This is a genomic window from Herbidospora cretacea, from assembly GCF_001570605.1.
Taxonomy (GTDB): Bacteria; Actinomycetota; Actinomycetes; order Streptosporangiales; family Streptosporangiaceae; genus Herbidospora; species Herbidospora cretacea.
In genome coordinates, this window is sequence record NZ_BBXG01000009.1 from 250037 (window position 1) to 267658 (window position 17622).

The following is a 17622-nucleotide window of genomic DNA, read 5'->3' on the forward strand; positions in this document are numbered from 1 at the left end:
GGAGCCGATCAGCGGGAGGGACGTCATGCGGTACGCCGTCGTGCCCTTCCGTGCCTTTCAGGTGATTCGCGTGTCTTCCGGTGCCCGGCTTCGGCTGCGCGCCCGATTCCGGCTGTCCGCCTTCTCGTAGAAGGCTTCATCGCGCCGTCCTTTCCGGATCCACCTCGCGAAAGCGCAACGGCCATGACTCTTCGTAACATCGGCATCCTCGCCCATGTCGACGCCGGCAAGACCACCGTCACCGAACGCATCCTGTTCGCCACCGGGACCACGTACAAACAAGGCGAAGTGCACCACGGCACCACCGTCACGGATTTCGACCCGCAGGAACGCGACCGCGGGATCACGATCTTCGCGGCGGCGGTGACCTGCCACTGGCAGGGCACCCAGATCAACCTGATCGACACCCCCGGGCACGTCGACTTCTCCGACGAGGTCGAACGGTCCCTGCGGGTGCTCGACGGCGCGATCGCGGTGTTCGACGCGGTGGCGGGGGTGGAGCCGCAGAGCGAGTCCGTCTGGCGACGGGCCGACCGGTACGGCATCCCGAAGATCGTGTTCGTCAACAAGATGGACCGGCCGGGGGCCGACCTCGGCGCGACCGTCGAGGCCATCCGGCGGCGGCTCCATCCGAGGCCGCTCGTTCTCGGCAGCCCTGACCTGGTCGATCAGGTCGCGGAGCTGCATCCGGACGTCCTCGACGAATATCCCGACGTCTCCCCGGCGACCCTTCGGCGGGCGCTGCGGGAACTGACGGCCAGGAACGAGGTGGTCGTGGTGCTGAGCGGGTCGGCCTACCGCAACCAGGGCATCGAGGCGCTGCTCGACGCCGTGGTGGCCTACCTGCCGGAACCCCGGGTCGACGACCGCCCGTTCGCGGGGCTGGTGTTCAAGGTGGCGGAGCGGCTGGCGCTGCTGCGCGTCTACTCCGGCACGCTGCGCAAGGGCGACACCGTCCTCGACGCGACGACCGGGAGGACCGAGCGCGTGTCCAGGATCCTGCGCGTCCAGGCCGACCGGCACACCGACCTCGACCGCGCGGAGGCCGGTGACATCGTGGCCATCGCCGGGCCCAAATCGGTCCGGACCGGGGCGACCCTGACCGACCCGGCCGCGCCGCTCGTGCTGGAACCGCCGTCCACGACGGAACCGGTCGTGTCGGTCGCGGTCGAGGCCGCGACCCGCGCCGAACACCAGCGGCTGGTGGCGGCCCTGGTCCGCCTGGCCGAAGAAGATCCTTCCATTCGTGTACGAACAGACCCCGAGACCGGCCAGACCATCCTGTCCGGCCTGGGAGAACTCCACTTGGAGGTGGCCGTGGAGAAGATCCGCCGCGACCGCGGCCTCACCATCCGCGTCGGCGCCCCGCAGGTCGCCCTGCGGGAGACCGTCGTCACGGGCGTGACCGGCGTGCTCTACCGCCACGTTAAACAGGACGGCGGCGCGGGCCAGTACGCCCATGTCGTCATCGACGTGGAACCGTGCGACGAGCCGTTCGCCTTCGTCAGCACGGTCGTCGGCGGCCGCGTGCCGAAGGAGTACGTCAAAGCGGTCGAACAGGGCTGCCGCGACGCCCTGGCCGACGGCCCGCTCGGCGGGCACCCCGTCATGGGCCTGCGGGTGACCCTCACCGACGGCGCGACCCACGTGAAGGACTCCTCGGAACTGGCCTTCCGCACGGCGGGCCGCCTCGCCCTGCGCGAGGCCCTGCGCCGGTGCGCGATGGCCGTCCTCGAACCGGTCACCGAGGTGACGGTGACGGTGCCCGACGACCTGGCGGGCGGCGTCCTCGGCGACCTGGCCGCACGCAAGGGCCAGGTCTCCGGCACCGAGGCCCGGCCGGGCACGGTCGTCATCACGGCGACGGTGCCCCTGGCCGAGGTCTTCGGCTACGCGACCCGGCTCCGCAGCCGCACCCAGGGCCGGGGCGCTTTCACGACGAGACCGGCCGGCTACGCGCTGACGCGCTGATCGACCATGGCGATGGCGGCTACGGCCGCCATCGCCACCCATCAAGCATGGTCAGGGCCACTCGACGCGGATGAGATACACCTCGCGTTGGCGGTCGAGGATCACGTAGGTCGCGAGGCCGCGCTCACCGAAAGCGTGGGTGAGCATGTTGGCTTTGAGATTGGCCGGATCGTAGGGCTGGCCACTCCACGGCGCCACTTCCAGCAGGGCGAACAGGTCCGCCAGCGGGCGCAGCGCCTCTTCGGGAAGCGCTGCGATCTGGTCTTCGGCGATCGGATCGAGGATGAGTTCGAACACTTAGAGGTCGATGCCTCGGTCTCGGAGAGCCTCGCGCCATGGCCTTCCCTTCGGAACCGGCTCACCGGCAAGGGCTTGCTCGGCCTTGGCGTGCATCTGGTGACGTCCCTCGGGATCCCGCACCGAATCACACGCGGAGATCCACCAGCGGTGCAGGAAGTTGTTCAGAGCCGAGAGGTCGAGACTCACCCGGACCTCGTCGAGGACCGCTTTGAGCCCCGAGTCGAACGCCTCCCGGTCCTGTGGAACGACCAGGGCGGCGCGGATCGCCCGCAGATTCTTCTCCGGCATCGGCAGATCCGACGGCGCGAAATCATGTCGCTCCGCAGTCATGGCGACCCCCTCTCCGCTCGTCAAGCCTACAGAGGCCGAGTCCGTCGGGCGGGCGGTAGCAGGAAGATCGCGCTGATCAGGAGCAATACCGCCAGCACGGGCGCGAACGGCCGGGCGGCCATCAGCAGCATGGCCGTCGTGGCCGCCCCTACCGCCAGGGCGCCGATCTGGCGGAGGGCCGTCACGAAGGTGTCTCTCCGGCCGGTCGCCAGGTCGTGGAGGGAGGTGGTCAGGACGCCGGTCATGTACGTCGTGTTCGGGCGCAGGCCCAGCATCATCGCGCTCTGGCCGCCCATCGCGATGCCCGCCAGGGCCAGCAGGACCAGCTGCCCCGACAGGTCGGGGCGGGTGCCGGTGCCGATCCAGCCGACCGCCACGACGACGAGCAGGACCAGTTCGGCGATCAACCCCCATGTCCTTCTCGAACGGAAGGTCACCGACCACGCGTAGGCCCCGGCGCCGAACCCGGCCACGGCCGTCAGGGCGGCGAGCCACTTGCCGGACGCCGCCGTGACCACGTTGCCGGTGATGATGCCGGCGAACGCGCCGCCGAGTTCCTGGAAGGTCAAGAGGTCGACCGCGCCGGCGCAGCAGGCCAGCGCGGTCGTGCCCCACATGATCCGCATGGCAGGGGGTCTACCCCCTAGCGGCCCTGCAGTGCCTTCACGTTGTCGCCGAAGGTCCAGTTCCGGGAACCGTCCCAATTGATCGACCAGGTCATCAGGCCCTTGAGCTGGCCGTTGAAGCTGTTCCAGGCCTGCGACACCAGGGCCGGCGACATGTGCCCGCCGCCCGCGCCGATCTGGGCCGGGAGGCCGGGGACCTGCTTGTCGTACGGCACCCGGATCGTCACGCCCTGGATCACCAGGCCGTTGTTGAGGCAGGTGGTCTGGGCGACGAAGCCCTGGACCGTCCCGGCGGAGTAGGAGTCGCCGGAGCAGCCGTACATCGAGCCGTTGTAGTACTGCTGGTTGAGCCACCACAGCCGGCCGTTGTCGGCGTACTTCTTGATGATCGGCAGGTACGCGCCCCAGATCGAGCCGTAGGTGACGCTGCCGCCGGTCACGTAGGCGGTCTCCGGGGCCATGGTCAGGCCGAAGTTCGACGGCATCTGCGCGAGCACGCCGTCGATGATGCGGATCAGGTTCGCCTGCGAGGGCGACAGCGTGTTGATGTTGCCGCTGCCGGTCAGGCCGGTCTCGATGTCGATGTCGATGCCGTCGAAGTTGTACCGCTTGAGGATCGGCACGATCGTCGCGACGAACCGGTCGGCCACCACGCTGGAGGACAGGTCGATCCCGGCGGTCGCGCCGCCGATCGACATGAGGATCGTCGCCCCGGCGGCCTTGGCGGCGCACATCTCGGCGGGGGTGGCGACCTTCACGGTCGCGTCCATGCCGTCCTCCCACAGGACCGTCCCGTCAGAGCGGATCACCGGGAAGGCGGCGTTGATCACGTTGTAGCCGTGCTGCTTGATGCGCGCGTCGGTGATCGGGATCCAGCCGAGCGGCGGGTGCACGCCGTTGACCGCGCCGTCCCAGTTCTCCCAGTAGCCCTGGAGCACCTTCCCGGCCGGCTTGCCCTTGACCGCGCAGGTCGGCCCGCCCGTCGGGGTGACCGTGGGCGTCGGCGAGGGCGAGGGTGACGGGGAAGGCGAGGGAGAAGGCGAAGGTGAGGGGGAGGGCGAGGGCGAGGGCGAGGGCGAGGGCGAGGGGTTGGTGCCGCCGGGCCCGTCGAAGACGACGTCGTCGGCGTAGTAGGTGCCCTGGCCGTACCAGCCGTGCAGGTAGACCTGCGCCGAGGTCTGGCCGGCGGCGGTGGTGAAGTTCAGGGTGAGCTGACGCCAGTCGGCCGACGAGGTCCAGACCGAGCTGCCGCCCTGGACGCCGAGGTAGACGTAGTTGCCCCGGACCCACGCCGTCACCACGTAGGCCGTGCTCGGGCGCACCGACACGTTCTGGCTGCAGCGGGCGTTGTCAGAGGCGCTGGCCGCGCCGGAAAGAGCTCTCGATCCGGTACGAACAGGGGAGGCCACCACCGACCCGAGGCCTCCCGTGCACGTCCAGGGAGACAGCGCCCCCGATTCGAGGCCCGGGTTGGCGAGCAGGTTGGCCGCGTTGGCCTGGGAGGGGATGAGCAGCGCGGCCACCACGGCCAGCGCCAAGAACACAGCACGTCTCACGGAGGAAACCCTTCTGTCGCCCGGGCAGCGCAGATCACCGGGTGTGGAGTGCGGGCCACGGTGACTGGGGCTCGCGAGCAACAGCAGTCGGATTATCTGACAATGATCGCGCCGGAGTCCATAGCGGGATTTGTCGGACCGCACTGCCGGGCTGCACCCCATGATCACTGCTGCTGACTACGCCTGGGAGGCGGAGGAGGGCTGGTACGAGAGATGATCAGACGTAGCCGCCCTCGATGAGGCTGCGGCCGGTGTCGGCGACGACGTCCTCGGTGGGGCGGGGGTTCCAGCCGAGGACCGAGCGGGCCTTGGCGTTCGACAGGTGGCGGATGACGCCGACGTTCCTGGCCAGTTCGGCCATCCGGGGATCGGTCGCGGCCCTCGCCCTGACCACGTCGTCGGGGATCACCTCGGTCGGGGTCGCCGCGCCCAGCCGCTCCCTGAGCACCCGCGCGATCCAGGCCATCGACACCGCGTCGCCGGACGCGCCGATGAAGCGCTCGCCGGCCGCCTTCGGGGAGGTCATGGCGCGGAGGTGGAGGTCGGCGGCGTCCCGGACGTCCACCAGCCCGAACCACATGTTCGGGATGGCCGGCATGCTCCCGTTGAGGAGCCCGGCCAGGATGCCGATCGAGCTGGCGTAGTGCGGGCCCAGCACGGGGCCGAAGATGCCCGTCGGGTTGACGACGGCCAGCTCCATGGCTCCCCGGTCGAACGCCCAGGCCGCCCGTTCGGCGATCAGCTTCGACTTCGGGTAGGCGGCGATGTCGCCGTCCTCCCGGCTCCAGTCGTCCTCGGTGAAGGGCCGGCCGGTCTGCGGGTGGCCGTAGCCGATGGCGGCGAACGACGAGGTCACGACCGTGCGGCGGACGCCCGCGTCGCGCGCCGCGCGCAGCACGCGCAGAGTCCCGTCGCGGGCTGGAATGATCACCTCGTTCTCGTCGGCGGGCTGGGCCGCCGGGAAGGGGGAGGCGACGTGCAGGACGTAGTCGCAGCCCGCGACGGCCTCGTCCCACCCCTCGTCGGACGTCAGGTCGGCGACGACCGACTCGACCCCCTCGACCGGGGTCTTCCTGACGGTGGTCCGGACGGTGTAGCCCGCCTCTTGGGCGGCGGCGATGACGCGGGCGGCGAGGAAGCCCGTCCCGCCGGTAACCAGAACTGTCTCCATGTTCATGACGATACGATAGAAAACGGACAGTCGAAAACGCGTTTTCGCTAAGGAGGTCTCATGCGCAGCCGCCTGACCGAGGAGCGGGAACGCGAACTGCTCGGCATCGCCCTGGCTCTCGTCCGGGAGAGGGGCTACGACGCGGTGACGATCGACGACATCGCCAGGGCCGCCCGCGCGAGCACGGCGACGCTGTACCGCCGGTGGGGCGGGAAGGCGAAGATGGTGATCACGGCGGTGAAGGTGAGCAAGCCCGAAGGGCCGGCGGAGATCGACACCGGCTCGCTGAGGGAAGACCTGCTCGCCGCGACGCGGCGCGGGACCGTGCCCCGGCCGCTGACGGGGCTCGCCCAGGCGGTGATGCTCGACGACGACCTGCGCGCCGCCTTCCACGAGCTGATGATCGAGCCGGAGCTCGAAGTGCTGCGCCGGGCGCTGCGCCGCCATGTCGAGGCGGGCGAGATCGACGCGGACAACCCGGTTCTGGGCCTGGTCGACCGGCTGCTCATCGGGCCGCTGGTCGCGGAGGCGGTGTGGCTGGGGGACACGCCCGGCCTGGCCGAACGTCTGGTCGACGAGGTCGTGCTGCCGCTGCTGGTCCGGAAGTAGAGGGGGCGCCGCGCCGCTCCGCCTCCCGTCGGAGGCGGAGCGGCCGACATGGAACGACCCGGGAGAGTGGTGTCACCCAGGCCTGCCGGCTTCGCGCTTCTCAGGAGCCGAAACCCCGGTTAGCGCTAGCATCAAACGGTGCGACCTCCTTCACCCTCGACGTCCTCGGTGGTGTGAGGGCGAGTAAAACCAGCCGACCCGGCGGCGTCAAGGGCGGGTGATCCGGCCCCCCCGGCCGAGCGAACCGAACGCCACTCGCCTGCCGCTCTCCGCTCCGGGGCTCCGCAAGTTGCGGGAAACTCGTGAAAGTTTCAACTTCACGAACCGACTTAACTTTCACGCCATCGCCCGAGGTTCTGCGGCTCTGACGCCTTCATGTGGGCCTGGCTTCACCGAAAATTTCTTTCGAGTATTGACATGTTTCGGTGGTGTTTCCAGACTGATCCCCGAGGCGTCGGCCCCCTGATGTGGTGATCGGTGTGGGCCGCAGGCAAGGCGCCTGGTGGTGTGGGCCTCCGGTCAGGGGTGCGGCATGTCGTGCGCCGATCCCCGTGTATCCCCTCTTTCCGTAACTTCAGTATGGAGTCAGGCATGGGTAGGAACGCGTTACCCGCGTCCAGGTTCGGACGTTTCGGTGCTCTCACCAAGGTCATCGGCATCGGCGCCGTGGGTGTCGTCAGCGCGGCGCTGATGGTCACGGTGCCGGCGGACGCGGCCGGGAGCACGCTGGCCGCCGCCGCGCAGCAGAGCGGACGCTACTTCGGCACCGCCATCGCGCAGGGCAAGCTCGGCGACTCGCAGTACACGACGATCGCGAACCGCGAGTTCGACATGATCACCGCCGAGAACGAGATGAAGATCAACGCCACCGAGCCCAACCGGGGGCAGTTCAACTTCCAGGCCGGCGACCGGATCTACAACTGGGCGGTGCAGAACGGCAAGCGGGTCCGCGGCCACACGCTGGCGTGGCACTCCCAGCAGCCGTCCTGGATGGAGCAGACGTCCGGGAGCTCCCTGCGCCAGGCGATGATCGACCACATCAACGGCGTGATGGGCCACTACAGGGGCAAGATCTACGCCTGGGACGTCGTCAACGAGGCCTTCGCCGACGGCAACGGCGGCGGACGCCGCGACTCCAACCTCCAGCGGACCGGCAACGACTGGATCGAGGTGGCCTTCCGCACCGCGCGGGCCGCCGACCCGGCCGCCAAGCTCTGCTACAACGACTACAACATCGACAACTGGAGCTGGGCCAAGACCCAGGCCGTCTACAACATGGTCCGCGACTTCAAGCAGCGCGGCGTGCCGATCGACTGCGTCGGCCTCCAGTCTCACTTCAACAGCCAGAGCGCCTACAACAGCAACTACCGCACCACGATCTCCAGCTTCGCGGCCCTGGGCGTGGACGTCCAGATCACCGAGCTGGACATCCAGGGCGGCTCGGCGCAGACCTACGCCGCGGTCGTGAACGACTGCCTCGCGGTGGCCCGCTGCACCGGCATCACCGTGTGGGGCGTGCGTGACAGCGACTCCTGGCTGGGCGCCAACACCAGCCCGCTGCTCTTCGACACCAGCGGCAACAAGAAGGCCGCCTACAACTCGGTGCTGAACGCTCTCAACGCCGCGACCCCGAACCCGTCGCCCTCGCCGAGCACCTCGCCGTCGCCGGGCACCTCGCCGACCCCGAACCCCACGCCCACCCCGGGTAACGGGACGCAGATCCGCGGTCAGCAGTCCAACCGGTGCGTCGACGTGCCGAACGCCTCGACGACCGACGGCACGCAGGTCCAGCTCTACGACTGCCACTCCAACTCCAACCAGCAGTGGACCTACTCGTCCAACGAGCTGCGGGTCTACGGCAACAAGTGCCTCGACGCCGCCGGCACGAGCAACGGCGCGAGGGTGCAGATCTACTCCTGCTGGGGTGGCGCCAACCAGAAGTGGAACCTCAACTCCGACGGTTCGATCACCAACCAGCAGTCGGGGCTCTGCCTCGACGCCGCCGGCTCCGGCAACGGCGCCGCGCTGCAGGTCTACTCCTGCTGGGGTGGCGCCAACCAGCGCTGGTCCCGGACCTGAGCCGGTTGACACCTTCTAGTTGACACACGAAGCCGGGCTGGACGGATCGGGGATCCGCCCAGCCCGGCGCTTTCGTGTCCTAGCTTCGGGTCCAGCGCTGGTTGCTCTGGCCGTTGCAGTCCCAGATGTTCAGCCTGGTGCCGTTGGCCGTGGCGTTGTTCGGCACGTCCAGGCACTTGTTCGCGCCGATGGCGGTGATGCTGCCGTCGCTGTTCAGGCGCCACTTCTGGTTGTTCTGGCCGTTGCAGTCCCAGATGAGGACGCCGGTGCCGTTGGCGGTGCCGTTGTTGTTGACGTCCAGGCACTTGTTGCCGTAGACGCGCAGCTCACCGGCGGCGGTGGCGGTCCACTGCTGGTTGCTCTGGCCGTTGCAGTCCCAGATCTGCACCAGCGCGCCGTTGGCCTGCGAGACCCCGCTCACGTCCGCGCACTTGCCCGATCCGACGCCGCGCAGCGGGCCGGAGGTACCGGGGTTGGGCGTGGGAGTGGGAGTCGGGGAGGGCGTCGTGGGGGTGCCTCCGCTGACGCGGTACACGACGGTGCCGTGGGCCGGCACGCTCGCCGAGATGGTCCCGGTGGACGAGGTGACGGCGTTCGACCAGGCGTCCCGCAGGGTGAAGGCGTTGCCCGACAGGCCGATCGTGGCGGCGGTGGTGCTCATCGTGATGGTGCTGCCGCCCTGGTTGAACAGCGCGACCGCGACGTCGCCGTTGCTCAGGCGCTTGGCCAGGATGCGCCGGGTGCCGTCGTTGCTGATCTGGGTCGCCTGAAGGCCCAGCGAGTCCTGGTTGATCGCGATCAGGTTCTGGTTCTTCAGGATCGTCTGGGTGGCGCTGTCCATGTTGCGGACGTCGTTCCCCGCGATCAGCGGCGCGGCCATGATCGCCCACAGGGCGAAGTGGCTGCGCATCTCGGTGTCGTTCATGCCGCCCCGGCCGACCACCATCATGTCGGGGTCGTTGAACGAGCCGGGCGAGGCGTAGCCCGACAGGGGCGCGGTGACGTTGACGATGTTCTGGATGCCCATGGGGTAGCCGTTGGTCTGGCCCGAGTTCCAGGTGTTGGTGATGTCCTCGGTCGTGCGCCAGATGTTGGCGATGTCGCCCCAGTTGCGGCGGGGCCCGGTCTTGTCGTGGATGCTGTTGGAGTTGATGCTGTACAGGATCGGCCGGCCGGTGGCGGCCAGCGCGTCCCGCATCTTGGCGAAGGTCCTGATCTGGTCGTCGATGGTGCCGGTGGGGGAGCACCAGTCGTACTTGAGGTAGTCGACGCCCCAGGCGGCGAACTGCCGGGCGTCCTGCGCCTCGTGGTTGAGGCTGCCGGTCGCGCCCGGGTAGGAGCCGAAGTACTGGGCGCAGGTCCGGTCGAGCGGCGCCTGGTAGATGCCGAACTTCATGCCCTTGGAGTGGATGTAGTCGCCCAGCGCCTTCATGCCGCTGGGGAACCGCGACAGGTTGGCCTGGAGGTTTCCGGCGGAGTCGCGGTTGGGGTCCATCCAGCAGTCGTCGACGACGACGTACTGGTAGCCCAGGTCGCGCATGCCGTTGTTGACCATGGCGTCGGTGGTCTGCTTGATCAGCGTTTCGTTGATGTTGCAGCCGAAGGTGTTCCAGGTGTTCCAGCCCATCGGCGGGGTGCGCCCGACGCCGTTGTTGAGCGCGTTGGCCTGGACGGCGGGGATCAGCGCCACGGCGAGCGTGGTCAGCGCCAAGATGGCCCGCGTTCGCTTCTTTCTCATGAGAGCTCCTCGTCGGATGGTGCGGCGCCGTCCGTCACTGGAAGGAGGCGTCGTCGATGTACAGGCCGTCGGTGCCGGCGGCGGTCTCGACGTACACGGAGGCGTTGGTCAGCGTGCCGGTCCACGAGACGGTCGCGGTGCCGGTGAGCTGGGTCCAGCCGTTGGCGTTGACCGTCTGCGCGGGGGTGAGCTGGAGGTAGCTCGTGGTCCCGTTCGCGGTGAGGGTCAGCGTGGCCTTCGCGCTGGGGGTCCCGCTCTGCGAGCGGACCCAGACGCTGGTGGTGTAGCTCTTGCCGTTCGTGAGCTGCGCGGTCACGTTCTGGTGCGGGCCCTGCCAGGAGGCGGTACGACCAGAGTTCAGCAGCGCCCGGCTGCCGCCGTGGACCGGGCTGGTCACGGAGGAGAGCGTGCCGCCGGAGGAGGTCCAGCCGGTCGTGCCGTCCTCCATCGCGGGGTTGCTCAGCAGGTTCCCGCCGGTGCCGCCGCCCCCGGTGAACTGCCACCAGTTGAGGTTGAACAGGTAGCCGCTGTTGCCGGCGAACCGCAGGAACAGGTCACGGGTGCCGGTCGCGCCGGAGATCGGGCAGGTGACGGTGGTCCAGGTCTGCCAGCCGCCGGTGCCGCCCACGTTGCAGGTGCCCACGAGCGTTCCGGTGGCGCTGCCGAGCCGGACCTCGATCCGGCCGCCGCTGGTGCCCGAGGCGACCCGGGCGCTGAACGAGGTGGCCCCGTTGCCGAAGGCGACGCCCTTGGCCTTGACGTAGTCGTTGTTCTCGATGAACCCGACGTTCATCCCGCCCTCGGTGGAGGCCTCGGTCTCCACTCCCTGCGCCCAGGCGAGCGTCTCCGCCTCCTGGCGCGTGTACGGGTTCAGCGTGCCCACCTGGGGAGGTCCGGCGGTGGTCATGTTGATCTGCGGGATGGTGCCGTCGGAGTTGTAGGTGAACTTCTCCACCGCCACCGACCTGGTGTAACCGCTGCCGCCCGGTAGGGCGCCGTTGTGGTAGAAGAAGTACGACCCGCCCGCGAAGTCGACGACCCCGGCGTGGTTGGTGAAGCTCGCGCCCTGCCGAGGCATGACCGTTCCCCGATAGGTCCACGGCCCGGTGGCACTCGGAGCCGTGGAATAACCGATGAACTCCGAGCAGCACTCGGCGGCGAACACGTTGTAGTAGAGGCTGCCCCGCTTGTAGACCCAGGGCCCCTCCTCGTAGAGGGTCGGCCGCTGGGCGTTGCCGCTGCGCGCGCCGAAGCCGGCGGCGGTGAGCTGGACGTAGTTGATCCCGCCGGAGTAGGAGATCATGTCGCTGTTCAGGCGCACGTACGCGAGGCGGGGGTTGCCCCAGTACAGATAGGCCTGCCCGTCGTCGTCGATGATGACGTTGGGGTCGATCTCGTTGTTGTCGACCAGCGGACGGCCCAGCGCGTCGGTGAAGGGCCCGGTGGGGCTGTTGGCGACGGCCACGCCGATGACCATGCGGCCGGTGGAGCGCTGGCGGACCGGGACGTACCAGTAGAACTTGTTGTTGCGGTAGGCGACGTGGCCGGCCCAGGCGTTGGCGTCGGCCCAGGAGAAGGTGGCCAGGCTCATGGGTGAGCCGTGGTCGGTCCAGTTGGCCATGTCGCTGGAGGAGTAGACGCGCCAGTCGCGCATCGTGAAGTAGGTGGAGCCGTCCTCGTCGTGGCCGGTGTAGAGGTAGACGCGGCCGTTGTGGACGAGCGGGGCGGGGTCGGCGGTGTAGATCGTCTGGACGATCGGGTTGTCGGCCTTGGCCGGAGCCGCGGGCAGCAGGGCCATGAGGCAGAGCACGCTCATGACCCAGGCCAGGCGGCGTGGAGCGGATCTCATGATGATCCTTTCCGCGTGACACGGGCGGGCCCGGTGGTCTACCGAGCCCGCCCGCGTCATGCCGTCATCGCTGGAGGGTCAGCAGGCCCGGCCGGTAGGGCAGCAGACCGTAGTCCACGCCGTTGGAGTTGGGGTTGCGGCCCTGGTAGAGCAGCTGCAGGTTGCAGGGGTCGACCGTCATGGTCTGGTCGGCGCTGGTGCGCAGGAGCTCACCGTGGCTGATGTCGTTGGTCCAGGTCGCGCCGCTGTTGGCCTTGCCGGCGAACGGGTTGGACTCGGTGGTGGCGTTCGGGGTCCAGGTGCCGCCCAGGCTGGTGGCGGTGAAGGACCGGAAGTAGCGTCCCTGGGAACCGATCGCCTCGACGATCATCAGGTAGCGGTTCTGGCCGGCCAGCTTGTAGACCTGGGGCGCCTCGAACAGGTTGTTGGTGGTGTCGGTCATGATGGTCTGGTAGCTGGTGCCGAAGCTGCCGGGGAAGTTGCCGATCGGCATGCTGGCCCGGTAGATGCGGCCGTTGTCACCGGCGAAGAACAGGTACATGTTCTGGTCGTCGCCGATCAGCGCCTGGTCGATCGGACCGGTCTGGGAGTTGGAGATGCTGCCCGAGAACAGCGTCTGCGGCGAGGACCAGCCGTTGGCGTTGGTCGGGTTGGTGGAGGTGCGGTAGGAGAAGGCCGGGCCGCCCCACTGGTAGGCCAGCACCCAGATGCTCTTGGGCGCGAAGTAGAACAGCGACGGGGCGACCGTGCCCGAGTTCATCGCGTTCTGGGTGGCCGAGCCCATCTGGTTGTAGTTGCTGAACAGGGAGAAGTTCATCGAGCCCCAGCTCGACCCGAAGTCGTGCGTGGTGGCGTAGACGAGCTGCTGCCCGTTGTAGGGGGCGACGGTGAAGTCCTTCAGCGAGACCCAGCCCGACCTCGGCTGCGCCAGCGCGCCCGAGGAGGTCCAGCGGTAGGTCGAGGGAAGGTTGCAGTTCCCGGTCGGGCTCGGCGTCGGCGTGGGGCTCGGGCTGGGGCTCGGGTTGGTCCCGCCGACCTGGGCGAGCTGCCACTGCTGGTTGGCGCCGCCCCAGTCGTCGTACTGGACGACGTTGGCGTTGTCGGCCGTGGACGCGCCCTGGACCTCCAGCGCCTTGTTGCTGTGGCGCGCGATGAAGCGCACGTAGCCGTCGGGGCTGTCGGCCAGCCGCCACTGCTGGTTGGTGCCGTTGCCGTCGCTCCACTGGATGATCGCCGCGCCGTTGGCGGTGGAGACGCCGGAGACGTCCAGGACCTTGCCGCTGAGGCGCGACTTGATCCGGTAGTAGCCGCCGCCCGAGTCGACGAACTGCCACTGCTGCTGGTTGCCGTTGTTACGCGTCCACTGGGTGATGCGGGCGCCGTCGTTGGTGGCCAGGTTGTAGACGTCCAGGGCCTTGCCGCTGTTGCGGTTGACCAGGACATACCAGGCGTTGGTGTCGACGGTGGCCGCGTTGGCCGAGGGTAACGCCACGAACAGGGCCGCCACCAAGGTCGCGATGACAGCGATGGGTTTGAATCTCACATTTGCTCCGATTTATCCGACGCGGACGAGTTGCCACTGCTGGTTGGTGCCGTTCCAGTCGTCGTACTGGACGATGTTGGCCCCGTCGGCCGTGGAGGCTCCCTGAACCTCCAGTGCCTTGCTGCTGTTGCGGTTGATCAGCCGGGCGTAACCGCTGCTGTCGGCGATCCGCCACTGCTGGTTCGTGCCGTTGAGGTCGGTCCACTGCACGACCGCGCCGCCGTTCGCGGTGGAGAACCCGGAGACGTCGAGCACCTTGCCGCTCAGGCGGGACTTGAGCCGGTACCAGCCGCTTCCGGAACTGACGAACTGCCACTGCTGGTTGTTGCCGTTGTTACGGGTCCACTGGGTGATGCGTCCGCCGTCGGCGGTGGACAGGCCGTAGACGTCCAGGGCCTTGCCGCTGCCGCGGTTGAGCAGGACGTACCAGGCGCTGGTGTCGACGCTCCCGCCGGGGCTGGGGGAGGGAGTCGGGGTCGGGCTCGGGGTGGCGCCGTTGTTGAGCGCGCTCAGGACCGAGTTGTACGCGGCCTTCTTGTTGCCCGAGGAGTCGAAGAGCAGCGCGTTCTCACCGCCGCGCCACGAGTCGCTGTCCCGGATGCCCCACACGGTGATGCCGTTGCAGCGGGCCACGGCGAGGCAGGCGCGGGTGACGCCGGCGAAGATGTTGGCCTGGTTGGACCCCTGGGCGACGTCGAGCTCGGTGATCTGGACGTCCACGCCGAGGTCGGCGAAGCGCTGGAGGTTGGCCTGGTAGTCGCTGGAGAGCGAGCCGCCCAGGTGGGACTGGAAGCCGACGCAGTCGATCGGCACGCCGCGCTGCTTGAAGTCGCGGACCATGTTGTAGATGCCGGTGCTCTTGGCGTTGATTCCGTCGGTGTTGTAGTCGTTGTAGCAGAGCTTGGCCCCGGGGTCGGCGGCCCTGGCCGCGCGGAAGGCGGCCTCGATCCAGTCGTTGCCGGTGCGCTGGAGGTTCGAGTCACGGCGTCCGCCGGAGTTGCCGTCGGCGAAGGCCTCGTTGACGACGTCCCACGAGTCGATCTTGCCGCGGTAGTAGGTGGCGACCCGGGTGACGTGGTTGATCATGGCGCTGCGCAGGTCGGAGCCCTCCATCCCGCGCGCCCAGGTGGGCATCTGCTGATACCAGAGCAGGGCGTGGCCGCGGATCTTCATGCCGCGCGAGATGGCGTGGTTGGCGATGCGGTCGCCGTTGGTGAAGTTGAAGCTGTTCCGCGAGGGCTCGGTCGCGTCCCACTTCATCTCGTTCTCGGCGGTGACCTGGTTGAACTCGCGGTTCAGGATGGTCATGTACGTCGAGTCGTTCATCCGGCCGGCGGCGACGGCCGTGCCGAAGTAGCGACCGCCGCGCTCGGCCGCCGAGGCCCCGAGTGTGGAGGCGGCGTTGGCCTGCCCGGCCAGCGTCACCGACAGGCCGGCGCCGAGCAGCGCCGCGGTGACCACGGATAACAGTCTTCTCATGAGACCTCGTGCCTTTCTTGGTGGGGGGTTCGGCCCGGTCGCCCGGCCCGTTCGTCCTGCCACGAACGGACCAGGCGGTTGGGTCGGCTAAGGAGTGGTCAGGTCGAAGCGGTTGACGGTCACCGCTCCACCGAGGGACTGCGTGGCGTAGTTGAAGATGCCGAAGCGGTAGCCCATGAAGAACTGCCAGGCGTTGTTCAACGTGAAGGCCGGGCCGAGCGTGGTGAAGTTCGTCCCGTCGGTGCTGTACGAGAAGCGGGCCGTCCGGCCCGATCCCGGCCGGATGTCGGCGTTCACCCGCAGCCAGATCTTGCCGCCCGAGATGTTCGCGCCCGCCTGTTCGCTGCCGGTCCCGGTGGTGGCCCAGCTGCTGTTCATGGTCAGCCCGTTGGTCATCGAGACCCGGTAGGCGCCGTTGTCGCGTCTGACCCCGATCCAGGCCGACTGGTCACGCAGCATCGCCAGGCCGGCGCGGTCGCCGTTGGCCATCTGCGAGTAGTCGAGCTCGATCGTCGCCGTGGACGACGGGCCCTGGATGCGGTGCGTCAGTGTGTTGCGGGCGTTGTACAGGTCGTTGGTGACCGTCGCGGTCTGGAGCCGCAGGCCGCTGCCGGTGGAGAAGCGGCTGGTGTCGGGGTTGTGGTTCCACTCCCACCGATGGCCCAGGCTGCTTCCGGTGAAGGTGTCCGGCCCGATCATCGAGGCCACCGTGCGGTTGGTCTGGATGTTCGGCTTGGGGTAGTTCACGCCCCAGCCGCCGTTCACCGTCTGGATCACCGGCCAGTCGTTGACCCAGTTGATCGGCGCGAGCGCCGGCACCCGGCCACCCGGGTAGGCGTCGACGAAGGACATGTAGTACCAGGCGCCGCTCTGGGTCTGGACGAGACCGCCCTGGTGCGGGGTGCCGCCGCCGGAGATCGGGCTGGGCATGTTGAGCAGGACCTGCTGCATCGTGTACGGACCCCACGGAGAGGTCGAGCGCAGCACGTACTGGCCGTTGGCCGGGCGGGTCAGCCAGATGTAGTAGTAGTTGCCGCGCTTGTAGAAGCGCGCGCCCTCAAGGGTGCCGACGCTGCTCGGGGTCTGGAAGACCTGCTGGGCGCGGACCTGGCTGAGGCCGTCGGCCGAGAGCTGGGCGACGCTGATGGTGCCGTTGCCGTAGGCGACGTACATCGTGTCGTTGGTGTCGATCAGCAGACCGGCGTCGTAGTAGCACTGGTTCATCCGGGCGCGCTTGGTCCACGTGCCGTCCACGGCGGAGGCGGTGTAGACGTAGGTCCGGTTGAACTCGGTGCAGCCGTACCAGTAGTAGGTGCTGTTGCTGGGCCGGTAGTTGAGGGTCGAGGCCCAGATGCCCTTCACGTACGCCCGGCCGCCGTTGAGGTCGTAGGCGTTCGAGTCGAAGTCCAGGCGCGGGACCGAGTGACCGGCGTACTCCCAGTCGACGAGGTTGTACGAGCGCAGGATCGGCGCGCCCGGCGAGTAGTGCATCGTCGAGGCCGAGTAGTAGTAGGCGTCGCCGACCCGGATGATGTCACCGTCGGCGAAGTCCTGCCAGACGACGGGGTTGGTGTAGTTGCCGCCCGGGTTCGGGGTCGGCGTGGGGCTCGGGCTGGGGCTCGGGTTGGTCCCGCCGACCTGGACGAGCTGCCACTGCTGGTTGGCGCCGCCCCAGTCGTCGTACTGGACGATGTTGGCGCCGTCGGCCGTGGACGCGCTCTGCACTTCCAGCGCCTTGTTGCTGTGGCGCGCGATGAAGCGCACGTAGCCGTCCGGCGAGTCGGCGAGCCGCCACTGCTGGTTGTTGCCGTTGTTGTCGGCCCACTGGACGACGGCGGCGCCGTTGGCGGTGGAGACGCCGGAGACGTCCAGCACCTTGCCCGAGTGGCGGGACTTGATGCGGTAGTAGCCGCCGCCGCTGTCGACGAACTGCCACTGCTGCTGGTTGCCGTTGTTCCGCGTCCACTGGGTGATGCGTCCGCCGTCGGCGGTGGACAGGTTGTAGACGTCCAGGGCCTTGCCGCTGGTGCGGTTGACCAGGACGTACCAGGCGTTGGTGTCGACGGTGGCCGCGTTGGCGGCCTGGGCGGTGACGAAAGCGGCGACGAGGAGCAGCACTGATGAGAGAACCGCGAGCACACGTCTCACACGAACCTCCGGGGGGTGGGAACGTCGTGGTGACGGGCGGTGGCACGACCGGTCAACCACAGAGCTGTTAGCGATAACATTCGGATCATGACGTCAGGGCGTCATACAGGAGGTCAGGGGGCATCCATGGCTCCCTGGGCAGGCAGGGTGGGAAGGCCATCGAAATCTGTTACCGCTAACATCATTTGGTCCCGGATCTCCATGGCGCTCCTGACGGGGTGTG

At 68.5% G+C, this 17622-nt stretch carries 13 protein-coding genes; 3 read left to right on the forward strand and 10 right to left on the reverse strand.

The features are described from left to right. Positions 1 to 183: 183 nt before the first annotated feature. Positions 184 to 1971 (forward strand): elongation factor G, encoded by a 1788-nt coding sequence (locus tag AW270_RS20280; protein ID WP_061296664.1) that lies wholly within the window; start codon positions 184 to 186, stop codon positions 1969 to 1971. 51 nt (positions 1972 to 2022) lie between these two features. Here the strand turns inward: AW270_RS20280 and AW270_RS20285 are convergent, their stop codons facing one another. The 5 genes from AW270_RS20285 to AW270_RS20305 all read right to left on the reverse strand — a co-directional run bounded on the left by AW270_RS20285 (position 2023) and on the right by AW270_RS20305 (position 5954). Then, a complete protein-coding gene (locus tag AW270_RS20285) occupies positions 2023 to 2268 on the reverse strand; it encodes a hypothetical protein (RefSeq protein ID WP_061296666.1) in 246 nt (81 codons plus the stop codon). Further along, positions 2269 to 2559: a DUF6247 family protein gene (locus AW270_RS20290; RefSeq protein WP_245674785.1), complete on the reverse strand. Its 291-nt coding sequence runs from the start codon at positions 2557 to 2559 to the stop codon at positions 2269 to 2271. A 68-nt stretch (positions 2560 to 2627) separates the two neighbouring features. Beyond that, complete coding sequence (locus AW270_RS20295; RefSeq protein WP_061296671.1) at positions 2628 to 3227, reverse strand: YoaK family protein; 600 nt, start codon at positions 3225 to 3227, stop codon at positions 2628 to 2630. A gap of 17 nt (positions 3228 to 3244) precedes the next feature. Continuing rightward, positions 3245 to 4783 (reverse strand): glycosyl hydrolase family 18 protein, encoded by a 1539-nt coding sequence (locus tag AW270_RS20300; RefSeq protein ID WP_061296673.1) that lies wholly within the window; start codon positions 4781 to 4783, stop codon positions 3245 to 3247. Positions 4784 to 5000: 217 nt separating this feature from the next. Beyond that, entirely contained in the window at positions 5001 to 5954 is a 954-nt protein-coding gene (locus AW270_RS20305) for an SDR family oxidoreductase (RefSeq protein ID WP_061296675.1), read from the reverse strand. A gap of 60 nt (positions 5955 to 6014) precedes the next feature. Between AW270_RS20305 and AW270_RS20310 the strand changes: the two genes are divergently transcribed. After that, positions 6015 to 6563 (forward strand): TetR-like C-terminal domain-containing protein, encoded by a 549-nt coding sequence (locus AW270_RS20310; protein ID WP_061296676.1) that lies wholly within the window; start codon positions 6015 to 6017, stop codon positions 6561 to 6563. Between the two features lie 591 nt (positions 6564 to 7154). Next, on the forward strand, positions 7155 to 8642 hold the full coding sequence (locus tag AW270_RS20315; RefSeq protein WP_061296677.1) for an endo-1,4-beta-xylanase: 1488 nt from the start codon (positions 7155 to 7157) through the stop codon (positions 8640 to 8642). Positions 8643 to 8721: 79 nt separating this feature from the next. On the opposite strand, the gene AW270_RS20320 is transcribed toward AW270_RS20315, so the two are convergent. From AW270_RS20320 to AW270_RS20340, 5 genes are all read right to left on the reverse strand, one after another. Beyond that, on the reverse strand, positions 8722 to 10380 hold the full coding sequence (locus tag AW270_RS20320) for a glycoside hydrolase family 27 protein (RefSeq protein WP_061296678.1): 1659 nt from the start codon (positions 10378 to 10380) through the stop codon (positions 8722 to 8724). Between the two features lie 34 nt (positions 10381 to 10414). Beyond that, positions 10415 to 12229, reverse strand: coding sequence for a family 43 glycosylhydrolase (locus AW270_RS20325; RefSeq protein WP_061296679.1), 1815 nt, complete (start codon positions 12227 to 12229; stop codon positions 10415 to 10417). A gap of 64 nt (positions 12230 to 12293) precedes the next feature. After that, on the reverse strand, positions 12294 to 13772 hold the full coding sequence (locus AW270_RS20330; RefSeq protein ID WP_245674786.1) for a non-reducing end alpha-L-arabinofuranosidase family hydrolase: 1479 nt from the start codon (positions 13770 to 13772) through the stop codon (positions 12294 to 12296). A gap of 12 nt (positions 13773 to 13784) precedes the next feature. Then, a complete protein-coding gene (locus AW270_RS20335; protein WP_061296681.1) occupies positions 13785 to 15251 on the reverse strand; it encodes a glycoside hydrolase family 10 protein in 1467 nt (488 codons plus the stop codon). 87 nt (positions 15252 to 15338) lie between these two features. Beyond that, entirely contained in the window at positions 15339 to 17399 is a 2061-nt protein-coding gene (locus AW270_RS20340) for an RICIN domain-containing protein (protein WP_061296682.1), read from the reverse strand. Between the last annotated feature and the right edge of the window lie 223 nt (positions 17400 to 17622).

Bases quoted from the DNA above. Each gene is read 5' to 3' on its own strand.
- AW270_RS20335 (WP_061296681.1), bottom strand. From the start codon at position 15,251: ATGAGAAGACTGTTATCCGTGGTCACCGCGGCGCTGCTCGGCGCCGGC.
- AW270_RS20325 (WP_061296679.1), bottom strand. From the start codon at position 12,229: ATGAGATCCGCTCCACGCCGCCTGGCCTGGGTCATGAGCGTGCTCTGC.
- AW270_RS20295 (WP_061296671.1), bottom strand. From the start codon at position 3,227: ATGCGGATCATGTGGGGCACGACCGCGCTGGCCTGCTGCGCCGGCGCG.
- AW270_RS20315 (WP_061296677.1), top strand. From the start codon at position 7,155: ATGGGTAGGAACGCGTTACCCGCGTCCAGGTTCGGACGTTTCGGTGCT.
- AW270_RS20310 (WP_061296676.1), top strand. From the start codon at position 6,015: ATGCGCAGCCGCCTGACCGAGGAGCGGGAACGCGAACTGCTCGGCATC.
- AW270_RS20290 (WP_245674785.1), bottom strand. From the start codon at position 2,559: ATGCCGGAGAAGAATCTGCGGGCGATCCGCGCCGCCCTGGTCGTTCCA.
- AW270_RS20280 (WP_061296664.1), top strand. From the start codon at position 184: ATGACTCTTCGTAACATCGGCATCCTCGCCCATGTCGACGCCGGCAAG.
- AW270_RS20320 (WP_061296678.1), bottom strand. From the start codon at position 10,380: ATGAGAAAGAAGCGAACGCGGGCCATCTTGGCGCTGACCACGCTCGCC.
- AW270_RS20305 (WP_061296675.1), bottom strand. From the start codon at position 5,954: ATGGAGACAGTTCTGGTTACCGGCGGGACGGGCTTCCTCGCCGCCCGC.